Origin of the sequence: Cytobacillus sp. BC1816 (assembly GCF_051353635.1) — a bacterium.
GTDB classification, from domain to species: domain Bacteria; phylum Bacillota; class Bacilli; order Bacillales; family Cytobacillaceae; genus Cytobacillus; species Cytobacillus oceanisediminis_C.
The window spans coordinates 157,472-168,192 of record NZ_CP195611.1 but is presented as its reverse complement, the minus strand read 5'-3'; the positions used below and the strand labels follow the sequence as shown (position 1 = coordinate 168,192).

Here is a 10,721-nt window from a genome sequence, read left to right as displayed (position 1 = left end):
ATTACTTGCTTTCAATTGATTGGATAACTTTGCGGGCGATATCTGTATAAATTTGTCCGAGCTTATGGTCTTCATTATAAATTGACGGAGCGAAGTCTTCTTCATTCCAATCAGGCTGCTGAAGAGGCAGCTGACCCAGCACTTCTGTCCGCAGTTCCTCAGCAAGCTTTTTACCGCCGCCTTGACCAAATACGTGCTCTCTTTCACCAGTCAATTGGCTCTCGAAATAGGCCATGTTCTCGATAACACCCAGGATTTCATGCTCAGTACGAAGTGCCATAGCACCCGCCCTCGCAGCAACAAATGCGGCTGTAGGATGCGGAGTTGTCACAACGATCTCCTTGCAGGATGGGAGCATTGTGTGCACATCCAGTGCCACATCTCCTGTTCCCGGCGGCAAATCAAGAAGAAGGTAATCCAATTCGCCCCATTCTACTTCATTGAAGAAGCTGTTCAGCATTTTGCCAAGCATTGGGCCTCTCCAGATAATTGGAGCATTATCTTCTACAAAAAATCCCATTGAGATTACTTTTACTCCAAAGCGCTCAACCGGCAGAATCCTTTCTCCTCTAACCACGGGGCGCTTTGTAATACCCATCATGTCCGGTACGCTGAATCCATAAATATCGGCATCGATCAGACCGACCTTTTTTCCTAAACGGGCCAGGGATACTGCCAGGTTTACAGATACGGTGGATTTGCCGACTCCGCCTTTTCCGCTGGCAATCGCAATAAATTCAGTTTTATTTCCAGGAGAAAGCAGTCCTTTGTCTTCTTCAGCCGCTGTCTCTCTATATTGTGAAAGCACTTCATCAGGAAGCTCGCTGAAGCGTATGCCAACGGTTGCCGCTCCTGCTTCTTTTAGAAGATTGACGATTTGAGTCTGAAACTGAAGCTGTTCAGCTGTACCTGTCTTGGCGATTTGAATCTTGACGCTGACATGGTTCTTTTCTTCCTTTATTTTAATTTCTTCAATGGCGTTAAGTTCGCCCAATGTTCTATGTATAAATGGTTCCTTCAAGCCGTTTAAAGCTTCTTTGACTTTCTGTTCAGTTAACATACATTGCACCCGCCTTCTGAATTCATTTCCATTTTAGTATAACATATTGAATATTCTATACTGTTAATTCTATCACACCAGGAATACATTCACTATTTCCCTGCATCATTAAAAGAAAAGGCACTTTTCTAAGCGCCTTTTCATTCCCATGTTTCGGTCAGTTCTTTTTCATTGGTGTAGTATCGCATGATTCCATTGTAAATGGAGGCAGCGATTTTATCCTGATATTCATCAGTTTTCAGATTGGCCCGCTCCCCCGGATTTGATAAGAACCCAACTTCTACTAAGACACCTGGCTTTTTGGCGTATTTTAAAATGAAAACATTGTTTAAAGGCTTCGAATTCCGCTTGGTATTCTCCAGGTTGCTGCGGAGTTCGTCCTGTATGAATTTTGCCGCTTTGGCATTTTCCTTAATCCCCGGTGCATAGAAAGTCTGCGCCCCGCTCCACCTGGGGGAAGGAATTGAATTTAAATGAATGCTGACATAAAAATCAGAATTAGAAGTATTTATCATTTCAAGCCGTTTCTTCAGGTCTTCTACTTTTCTCCGGCTGTATCCCCTGGTTCCCTCTGGTGCGAGGTCTCTGTCTTCCTCCCTCGTCATCAGCACAAGAGCTCCCTGCTCCTGGAGGTAATCCCTAACTTTTAATGAAACATCCAATGCGATATCTTTCTCGAGTGCCCCTTCATCGCCTGCCCCGCCATCCGGGCCGCCATGGCCGGGATCAAGCAAAATGATTTTTCCTGTTAAAGGCAGATTCCACGATTCCCAGGAATCATCATCCGTAAAGTCATATTGCAAAATGAGAAAAAGGACAATAAGCCCGATCGCAAACCCGCCTATTTTTAATTTTTTCTTCATTTGTCCCAATCAGTCCCTCCTGCTTATCCTCATTTCAATATATGGGACAAGATGGAGATCTAGAACTTCGATCAGGCCACTCCTTTAATCATTGAACTTTTCAGTGGAGACGCAATTTATGCCTTCTCTCCCCTTTATTAAAACCTTCCGACCACCAGCTGTTTACATATTGCTCACACATATAATAAAGGGACTCGCTCATAACCGCTTCCGAACCATGACCCCAATAAAGAAAAAAGTTATATAGGGTATCCACTAAATGCTTATACTCTTTTTCACATCTATGGCGGACCTGATCCAGCGATTCGCCAAAGCGCCCAAAACGGCTGTAATTGGCCCCCAGCAAATAGGCTTCAATCGCAACATCATAGCAGGCCTCCTCAATGCCGGCATTCATCATTAGACCGGAGACAAATCTGGAAGAGCCAAAAAATTGCTGTACTTTCTCTTTTAACGCTTTTATCGAAATTTCCCGAAGGACTGATTTTTCATATTTGATTTGCTTTTCTCTTTTTTTCTCTTTAAACGTGTTTATTACAGTCACTGCTTTCTCACCCCTTGAAGATAGTCTTTATCTGCAGCGGGAGAGAAATGCAAAAAGCAGCCGCGAATCGGGCTGCCAATTTTTTATGGGTTTAGTTAACGAAAAGCAACAGCCAGAGCTGATGATTTTAAAAACGCTTTTTATCGGATCTGTCCATTTCCTGACATGAGATATTTTCGGGTTGTTAATGCCGGCAGTCCCATTGGGCCTCTCGCATGGAGCTTCTGTGTGGATATGCCGATTTCTGCACCGAAGCCAAGAGCCCCTCCGTCCGTGAATCTGGTCGAAGCATTATGGTACAATGCTGCAGCATCTGTCAGCTGCATGAACTTTTTGGCTGTTTCTCCATTTTCCGTAATAATCGCCTCAGAATGCTTTGTTCCGTATCGGTCAATATGATCGATGGCCTTTTCAAGGCTATCTACGGTTTTTACCGCCAAATCCAGGCTTAAATATTCATTTGCCCAATCGTTCTCGCCCGCTGGCACCACATCAGGCAAGGCCTTTGCCGCAGCCACATCTCCATGTACAGTTATACCGTGCTTCTTCAGAGCTTGTGCAAGCAAATCTTTATGCTGGTTAAGCCATACTTCATGAACAATCAGCGTTTCTACTGCGTTGCAGACAGCCGGACGGTCTGTTTTGGCATTAACAAGGATTTTGATCGCTTTTTCAGCATCTGCTTCCTTATCCACATAGATATGGCAGTTTCCCACACCTGTTTCAAGAACAGGCACTGTTGCATTCTCAACCACTGCCTTAATAAGGGATGCGCCGCCTCTCGGAATCAAGACATCAATATACTCTTTCATTGTAAACAGCTTCTTTGTCGCTTCTCTGTCTGCTGTGGCTATAAATTGAACAGCTTCTTTAGGTATCTTCGTTTTTCCAAGAGCGGCATGAATGATCTCAACTATAGCCTGATTCGAATTTAGGGCTGATGATCCGCCTTTTAGGATAATGGCATTTCCTGATTTCAAAGCCAGACCTGCCGCATCTGCTGTTACATTAGGTCTTGCTTCATAAATCATGCCGATGACACCCAGCGGAACACGGACCTCTTCCACCTTCAGTCCATTATCCAAAGTCCATTCAGACATCACGTCTCCAACCGGATCGGGAAGTTCAGCTACCTGGCGAAGGCCAGCTGCAAATTCAAAAACCCGCTCTTTAGATAATGACAGCCGATCCATATATGCCTCTTCGAATCCTTTTTCCTTCCCGTTTTTTAAATCGGCCATATTGGCTGCAAGAATGGATTCATATCCAGTCTCCAAAGCAGCAGCAACTGTATGGAGCGCTTCGTTCTTTTCTTCCGTTGTTAAAATACTTAATGTTTTGGCAGCCTTCCTGGCCTTTTTTGCCTGTTCTTCTATATTATTTGTTTTAACTGCTGGTGCAGTAGTCATTGAATCCCTCCTATAGTTTAAACAAGTGCCGGCAGCTTAAAGTCGCGGGAACATACAAACGTTTCCTGAGCAATGGCCGGCTCATGCTCTTCATCTGCTGTATGGTCGCTTAACTGCTCGTTTGAATAATTAATGCGGCCGAGACCGATTTCTTTTCCCTCTTCATCCAGAATGCGGACAACTGCGCCATCCTTAAATCGCCCTTTTACTTCCTGAATATCAGAGCGATACAGGTTTTTTTGATGATCCACAATCGCCTCTATCCCATGGGAGCTGATGGTCACCTTGCCTTCAGGGCCTGAGTGGAATGCAATCCATTGCTTCTGATTGTCCAGATTAAATGCATCCGGCTCCGGCTTGAAGTAGGTTCCTTTCGCCTTGCCTTCCACAGCTTCCATTAAGATATGTTCCATACCTGCTTTTCCTAAAAAGGAGTCAATTCCAGCAGCCATCGCAATTTTCACTGCCTGGATTTTTGACTTCATGCCGCCTGTTCCTACAGCACTTCCAGATCCTCCTGCAGCAGCTTCAATTTCAGGTGTAATGCTGTGGACCCTCTCCAGAAGACATGCATCAGGATTATCATTTGGGTTGCTGTCATATAGGCCGTCAATATCTGATAAAATAATCAATAAATCAGCATCAATCAGACCGGCCACTTTTGCCGCCAGGGTATCATTGTCCCCGAAGCGCAAACGGTCAACCGTAACCGTGTCATTTTCATTTATAATCGGGATGATTCCGCGCTCCAGCAGCACATTCATGGTGTTATGCATGTTGCCATAACGCTTTTCATCGGAGAAATCGCTTCTTGTAATTAAGATTTGTGAAGCTACATACCCATGAGATAAAAAGAGTTCTGAGTAAGATTCCATTAATAAGCCCTGGCCAATTGAAGCTGCAGCCTGTTTTTCCGGAAGGGAAGAAGGACGGTCAAGGCAGCCAAGCTTCCGATAGCCTGCAGCTACAGCACCTGATGAGACAACAGCTGTTTCATAACCAGCATCCTTCAGCTCGACAATTTGCTCTGCAAGTTTTTCAAGCTTTCTGCGGCTGATCTCCCCATGCATGCTTGTTAGTGAGCTGCTTCCGATCTTAATAACAACTCTTTTTATCTGCTTTTCTTTAATCAACATCCAATACCTCCTGTAAACTTATAAATCCCATCTCCCTTAGGAAGTGACAAGGGCGCCTTCCAATTCTTCGCTGATCTCCTTTGAACGTTTAGCGGCATGCTCCACTGCCTGTGTGATGGCTTCGCCTCCATTGTATTTCCTTAAAGCTTCAAGTCCTGAAGCAGTTGTGCCATTTGGAGAGGTCACTTTCTCTCTAAGAGAAGTTGGAGCTTCTTCCTTTTCAAGCACCATCTTAGCTGCTCCAAAAATCGTCTGGGCTACAATTTTTCGCACGGTCTCTTCGTCCATGCCCTTTTGCATCCCAACCCGCTCCATATTTTCCATCAAATAATAGAAGTAAGCAGGGCCGCTTCCGGCTAATCCCGTAAAAACATCCATCTGGTTTTCATCGATGATATACACTTCCCCCATGCATTCCAGCAATTCCTTAACCAATTCCACATTGGCCAGGCTGGTATTCCTGCCTGCCACGACGGCCGTCGCAGATTCCTGAATCATGCTTGAAGTATTTGGCATCACACGCACAACCTGCTGTCCCGGATTTAAATGGTCTTCCATGAACTCAGTTGTAATGCCTGCCAAAACAGAAAGAATCACCTGGTCAGGATTTAACTTATCTTTAATCGAACGCAGAGCTTCCTCTGCACCTTTTGGTTTCATGGCTAAAATGAATAAATCTATCTGCTCAAATGGAAGCTCGCTTTGCGGCATCGCAATCACACCATACTTATCATGAATCTCTTTCAGTCTGTCTGCATTGCTCTTATTCGTTACAAATACTCGATCGGGTGACATTTTCTCTGCTGTTATGACTCCCGAAATCATTGATTCCGCCATTGACCCTGCACCTAAAAAGGCAATCGTTTTATTGGCTAACATGGACATCCTCCTTTAAATGAACAAACTGTTCGTATAACCGTTCGTATTTTATCAACGTTATCTATCGTAACATGCTCAAATACATATTCAAGGGTATTAGGGAAAGAGGGGAGGATATGGGCGAGATAGTGAATGAAAACGCTAACATCATCTGCCTAAGATTCGCTGAGGCTCTCTCAGCGTGAATAATCCCCTCTCAGGCTCATATTTGCAATAATATAATTTCCATTTTCTCAATAGTGTACAAACAAGACCCGGCCAACTGGCTGAGCTGCGCGAATAAAAAAGCGCCAGATAAATAAAATAAGAAATAAAAAAACTCCCAGCCGAAATAGCTGAGAGCTTTGATAAGCAAATATTAACGCTTTGAGAACTGAGGAGCACGACGAGCACCTTTAAGACCGTATTTCTTACGCTCTTTCATACGTGCGTCACGAGTTAATAGTCCTGCGCGCTTTAATGTTGGACGGAATTCCGGATCTGCTTGAAGCAATGCACGAGCGATGCCGTGGCGGATTGCGCCAGCTTGACCAGTGTATCCACCGCCGTTTACATTTACAAGAATATCGTAGCTGTTAACTGTTTCAGTAGCTACAAGCGGCTGTTTTACAACTTCACGTAAAGCTGCAAAAGGAATGTAATCTGTGATTTCACGACCATTGATGATGATTTTACCGTCGCCTGGAACTAAACGAACACGTGCAACGGAGCTCTTACGACGACCAGTACCAATATATTGAACCTGTGCCAAGTTAATAACCTCCCTAAAAATTATCCACGAAGTTCGTAAACTTCAGGTTGTTGTGCTTGGTGCTTATGTTCGCTACCAGCATATACGTGTAATTTCTTGAACATTTGACGACCAAGAGAGTTCTTTGGAAGCATGCCTTTGATTGCAAGCTCAAGCATTCTCTCAGGGTAGTTTGTACGCATTTCAAGAGCAGTTCTTGTTTTTAGACCGCCTGGGTGCATGCTGTGACGGTAGTAGATCTTGTCAGTAAGCTTTTTCCCAGTAAGTTCGATTTTTGAAGCATTGATAAGAATTACATGATCACCAGTATCAACATGTGGTGTATAAGTTGGTTTATGTTTACCACGTAGAATTGATGCAACTTCACTAGCAAGACGACCAAGAGTTTTGCCTTCAGCATCAATCACGTACCATTTACGTTCGATATTGTTTGAATTCGCCATAAACGTTGTACGCATCAGTTTCCCTCCTAATAATTCCATTCATAATCATTTTTTGGTTTATCTATTCGACACAATAAGTTCCGGGGCTTATCGTGGTTTTAATAATAATACCATATGCTATAATATAACTTTGACAGTCCAATGTCAAGCGAATGTTACACCTGGTTTAGTTGTTTTGAAATCTTTTTTTATGTGAGTTTGGCTTTACAACGCGCCCTCGCGGTTCCTCAATTTTTTTTCCAAAATTTTAATAAAAAACTTTCCACAAATATAAACCTTGGGGAGGCGCTGTTTTTCCTGCAGCTGATCTGTTTTTTTCCTTAAGAACAGATGGCATGGAATCGGGGTCTCTTTCCCCTGAGCCAACTTCAAGAAGTGTGCCGGCCAGGATGCGGACCATATTATATAAGAATCCGGTGCCTCTAAAGCGGAAGATGAGCATATCCCCATTTTCGTGCACCTCTATCTCCTGAAGTTCCCTGACCTTATCCTCCACTTCCGTTTTAGCGGAGCAGAAGCTGGTAAAATCATGTGTCCCTATTAAATCCGCTGCTGCTTGTTTGATTGCGTCCGTATTTAAGGGATAGGGGTACTGATAGGCATAATGTCGTTTAAAAGGGTCTCTCCTGGATGATCGATGCACAAAGTACCGATATTCCTTCCCTTTCGCATCAAAACGGACATGAAAGTCATCAGGCACTGTCTCAGTCCCTATTATGGCCACCTCATCCGGCAACAGGGAATTAAGGGCGATTTCCCATTTTTCAATAGGAATATTCAAAGGGGAATCGAAATGGATCACCTGGCCCCTTGCATGGACACCCGCATCGGTTCTGCCTGAGGCAGTGACCTTAATGTCTTCTCCTTTATGAAGCTTCTTTAAGGCCCTTTCCAGCTCTCCCTGAACAGTCCGCTTGCCAGGCTGCACCTGGTAGCCTGCAAAATGGGTGCCGTCATATGTTATATTACATTTAAATCTTTGCATAGGGTCACCTCATTAAGTCCTCAGCAGGATTAACACCAGGGTCAGGGCTGCAAGCATTGCAAGCATTGCCGTATCCTTTAGACCCCAGCTAAGCTGCCTATATTTCGTTCTGCCTTCCCCGCCTCTATAGCCGCGTGACTCCATCGCTACAGCAAGCTCCTCAGCCCGCTTAAACGAACTGACAAACAAAGGGATCAAGAGAGGAATAATGGCTTTAATACGTTCTTTAATCGGGCCGCTGGAAAAATCGACTCCCCTGGCTGTCTGAGCTTTCATAATTTTATCCGTTTCCTGCATGAGTGTGGGGATAAAGCGAAGAGAAATCGACATCATTAACGCCAGCTCATGCACCGGAAACTTGATTTTATTCAATGGGGCCAGCAGGCTTTCCAGACCATCCGTTATTTCAATCGGAGTCGTGGTCAAAGTCAGAATGGAAGTCATCAGAATGAGCAGGAAGAAGCGCAATGATATGAAAATCCCCTGTCTCAAACCTTCTTCATAAATTGTAATCCATCCTAAACGGAAGAGAACTTCACCCTCTTTTGTCAAAAACAAGTGGAGGAATAATGTAAAAATAACTAGCAGAAGGACCGGCTTTAACCCTGTATAGATAAACCGGATCGGCACCTTGGATAAAGCAATCATCAAAAAGGTGTAAACCGTCAGTAAGCCGTATGTCAGCATATTATTTGCCAGGAAGACAATGCACACGAATAAGAAAATGAGGACTAGCTTAGAACGGGGATCCATCCTATGCAGGACAGATTCGGCCGGAACATAGCGCCCAAAAATCATTTTATCCATCATTTTGGCGCCCCCCTTTTCATCGCAGCAGCAATCTCATCCGTCAATTCATCCATGGTCAGACATGTCTTAGAGAAACGGATGTTAAGTGAATTTTCCATTTTCAGCTGAAAACGGACAACCTCCGGAACATCGAGGCCAAGCTTAAGCAAGCCTTCCGGAGAAGAAAAGATTTCTTTAGGCGTTCCCTTTCTGTACACTTCTCCATTGTGCATGATGACAATCTGATCAGAATAGCGGGAGGCGTCCTCCATGCTATGTGTCACGAGCACTGTCGATAGCCCTCTTGTACCATGCAGGCTGTAGAACATATCCATGATTTCTTTTCTGCCCCGCGGGTCAAGCCCTGCAGTAGGCTCATCCAGGACAATGACATCAGGCTCCATCGCCAGCACTCCGGCTATCGCCACCCGTCTCATCTGGCCGCCTGACAGGTCAAATGGGGACTTGTGTAAAATTTCCTCCGGCAGGCCAACCTGCCTGATGGCCGCTCTTGCTCTTTTTTTGGCTTCCTCTTCTGACACTCCGAAGTTCATCGGACCAAAGCATATATCTTTCTCGACCGTTTCCTCAAACAGCTGGTGCTCAGGAAATTGAAATACGATGCCGACCCTTTGGCGGATTTCCTTCAGGTTTTTCTGTTTCTTTTGCGAGGTGATCAGACGCTCTCCAATCACTACCTGGCCATCAGTCGGTTTAAGCAGGGCATTTAGATGCTGGAGGACAGTCGATTTGCCTGATCCGGTATGACCGATGATTGCCAGAAACGTGCCTGCTGGAATATCGATGGAAACATTTTTTATCGCCAGGCGTTCAAATGGCGTATTGACCTGATACCGGTATTCTACATTTTGGAGTGAGATGTCCATAATTCTTCCACCAACTCTTCTTCAGATAAATAATGCCTTGATAACGGCAATCCTTTTTCTCTTAAGATCTTGCTTAGCTTCACAGGAAAAGGAATATCCAGGCCCAGCTTTACAAGCTCTTCATCCATTTGAAAGATTTCCTCAGGTGTGCCTTCCCGATATAACTGTCCTCTATTCATAACCAGGATGCGGTCAGCCTTTGCAGCTTCCTCCAAATCATGTGTGATGGAGATGACTGTCATATGATAGTCCTGCTTAAGCTCTCTGACGGTTTCAAGCACTTCTTCACGCCCTCTTGGATCAAGCATGGAGGTTGACTCGTCCAGAATAATAATATTCGGCCTGAGGGCGATGACGCCGGCAATGGCCACCCTTTGTTTCTGGCCGCCAGAAAGATGGTGCGGCTCTTGATTGAGAAATTGTGCCATTTTGACTTTCTCCAGTGATTGCGCAACACGCTGAACCATGTCATTTCTTTCAATTCCATGGTTTTCCAAACCAAAAGCCACATCATCCTGTACAGTCGTTCCGACAAACTGGTTATCCGGATTCTGAAAAACCATGCCGATCTTCTTTCTGGTTTCCCAAACGGTCTCTTCGGTCAAAGGAATTCCGCCTACTGTAATGCTGCCTTCCAGAGGAAAGTGCAGGCCATTCAGCAGTTTGGCTAGGGTTGATTTCCCGGAACCATTATGGCCAACAATGGCAAGCCATTCCCCTTTCAAAATATTGAAGGAGACATTGTGCAGCGCAAATCCAGTCTCTGCATCGTACTTAAACGAAACATTTTTCAATTCTACCAGCGGCTCGTTCATGTGAAGTCCTCCTCTCAGCTCTGCTTCTCTATTTCAGCTCTGCTCTGATATTTTATCCTAATGAAAAAACCCGCCATTTTTGGCGAGCTTTAAATAGTTCGATAATAGGTTATGTTTCCGGATAGCAAGCGTTGAATGATACCATTCTCCCACACTTGTA

At 44.6% G+C, this 10,721-nt stretch carries 12 protein-coding genes; all 12 read right to left on the bottom strand.

Going from position 1 to position 10,721, the window contains the following annotated elements; translation table 11 throughout:
* Nucleotide 1: 1 nt before the first annotated feature.
* The 12 genes from ACR42H_RS00920 to ACR42H_RS00865 all read right to left on the bottom strand — a co-directional run bounded on the left by ACR42H_RS00920 (nucleotide 2) and on the right by ACR42H_RS00865 (nucleotide 10,561).
* Nucleotides 2-1,060, bottom strand: a complete 1,059-nt coding sequence (locus ACR42H_RS00920) for an Mrp/NBP35 family ATP-binding protein (RefSeq protein ID WP_113885225.1) — start codon at nucleotides 1,058-1,060, stop codon at nucleotides 2-4.
* Between the two features lie 140 nt (nucleotides 1,061-1,200).
* The gene (cwlD, locus tag ACR42H_RS00915) at nucleotides 1,201-1,923 is read right to left on the bottom strand and encodes an N-acetylmuramoyl-L-alanine amidase CwlD (protein ID WP_113885266.1); all 723 of its coding nucleotides are present in this window, start codon (nucleotides 1,921-1,923) and stop codon (nucleotides 1,201-1,203) included.
* Nucleotides 1,924-2,023: 100 nt separating this feature from the next.
* Complete coding sequence (locus tag ACR42H_RS00910; RefSeq protein WP_113885226.1) at nucleotides 2,024-2,467, bottom strand: YbaK family protein; 444 nt, start codon at nucleotides 2,465-2,467, stop codon at nucleotides 2,024-2,026.
* Nucleotides 2,468-2,607: 140 nt separating this feature from the next.
* Nucleotides 2,608-3,876, bottom strand: coding sequence for a glutamate-5-semialdehyde dehydrogenase (locus ACR42H_RS00905; RefSeq protein ID WP_436374466.1), 1,269 nt, complete (start codon nucleotides 3,874-3,876; stop codon nucleotides 2,608-2,610).
* A gap of 17 nt (nucleotides 3,877-3,893) precedes the next feature.
* The gene (proB, locus tag ACR42H_RS00900; RefSeq protein WP_436374464.1) at nucleotides 3,894-5,012 is read right to left on the bottom strand and encodes a glutamate 5-kinase; all 1,119 of its coding nucleotides are present in this window, start codon (nucleotides 5,010-5,012) and stop codon (nucleotides 3,894-3,896) included.
* Nucleotides 5,013-5,048: 36 nt separating this feature from the next.
* On the bottom strand, nucleotides 5,049-5,891 hold the full coding sequence (gene proC, locus ACR42H_RS00895; protein WP_113885229.1) for a pyrroline-5-carboxylate reductase: 843 nt from the start codon (nucleotides 5,889-5,891) through the stop codon (nucleotides 5,049-5,051).
* A gap of 358 nt (nucleotides 5,892-6,249) precedes the next feature.
* Nucleotides 6,250-6,642, bottom strand: coding sequence for a 30S ribosomal protein S9 (rpsI, locus tag ACR42H_RS00890; RefSeq protein ID WP_009336614.1), 393 nt, complete (start codon nucleotides 6,640-6,642; stop codon nucleotides 6,250-6,252).
* A 20-nt stretch (nucleotides 6,643-6,662) separates the two neighbouring features.
* A complete protein-coding gene (gene rplM, locus ACR42H_RS00885) occupies nucleotides 6,663-7,100 on the bottom strand; it encodes a 50S ribosomal protein L13 (RefSeq protein ID WP_009336613.1) in 438 nt (145 codons plus the stop codon).
* A 232-nt stretch (nucleotides 7,101-7,332) separates the two neighbouring features.
* Nucleotides 7,333-8,070: a tRNA pseudouridine(38-40) synthase TruA gene (truA, locus tag ACR42H_RS00880; RefSeq protein ID WP_113885230.1), complete on the bottom strand. Its 738-nt coding sequence runs from the start codon at nucleotides 8,068-8,070 to the stop codon at nucleotides 7,333-7,335.
* A gap of 12 nt (nucleotides 8,071-8,082) precedes the next feature.
* Nucleotides 8,083-8,880 carry an energy-coupling factor transporter transmembrane component T family protein gene (locus tag ACR42H_RS00875; RefSeq protein ID WP_113885231.1) on the bottom strand — a complete coding sequence of 266 codons (798 nt, stop codon included), beginning with the start codon at nucleotides 8,878-8,880 and terminating at the stop codon, nucleotides 8,083-8,085.
* Nucleotides 8,877-9,746, bottom strand: coding sequence for an energy-coupling factor ABC transporter ATP-binding protein (locus tag ACR42H_RS00870; protein WP_113885232.1), 870 nt, complete (start codon nucleotides 9,744-9,746; stop codon nucleotides 8,877-8,879). Before ACR42H_RS00870 ends, ACR42H_RS00875 begins: the two co-directional genes overlap by 4 nt.
* Nucleotides 9,722-10,561: an energy-coupling factor ABC transporter ATP-binding protein gene (locus ACR42H_RS00865; RefSeq protein ID WP_113885233.1), complete on the bottom strand. Its 840-nt coding sequence runs from the start codon at nucleotides 10,559-10,561 to the stop codon at nucleotides 9,722-9,724. Before ACR42H_RS00865 ends, ACR42H_RS00870 begins: the two co-directional genes overlap by 25 nt.
* Between the last annotated feature and the right edge of the window lie 160 nt (nucleotides 10,562-10,721).

Bases quoted from the DNA above. Each gene is read 5' to 3' on its own strand.
- ACR42H_RS00920 (WP_113885225.1), bottom strand. From the start codon at position 1,060: ATGTTAACTGAACAGAAAGTCAAAGAAGCTTTAAACGGCTTGAAGGAA.
- cwlD (WP_113885266.1), bottom strand. From the start codon at position 1,923: ATGAAGAAAAAATTAAAAATAGGCGGGTTTGCGATCGGGCTTATTGTC.
- ACR42H_RS00905 (WP_436374466.1), bottom strand. From the start codon at position 3,876: ATGACTACTGCACCAGCAGTTAAAACAAATAATATAGAAGAACAGGCA.
- proB (WP_436374464.1), bottom strand. From the start codon at position 5,012: ATGTTGATTAAAGAAAAGCAGATAAAAAGAGTTGTTATTAAGATCGGA.
- proC (WP_113885229.1), bottom strand. From the start codon at position 5,891: ATGTTAGCCAATAAAACGATTGCCTTTTTAGGTGCAGGGTCAATGGCG.
- rplM (WP_009336613.1), bottom strand. From the start codon at position 7,100: ATGCGTACAACGTTTATGGCGAATTCAAACAATATCGAACGTAAATGG.
- truA (WP_113885230.1), bottom strand. From the start codon at position 8,070: ATGCAAAGATTTAAATGTAATATAACATATGACGGCACCCATTTTGCA.
- ACR42H_RS00875 (WP_113885231.1), bottom strand. From the start codon at position 8,880: ATGATGGATAAAATGATTTTTGGGCGCTATGTTCCGGCCGAATCTGTC.
- ACR42H_RS00870 (WP_113885232.1), bottom strand. From the start codon at position 9,746: ATGGACATCTCACTCCAAAATGTAGAATACCGGTATCAGGTCAATACG.
- ACR42H_RS00865 (WP_113885233.1), bottom strand. From the start codon at position 10,561: ATGAACGAGCCGCTGGTAGAATTGAAAAATGTTTCGTTTAAGTACGAT.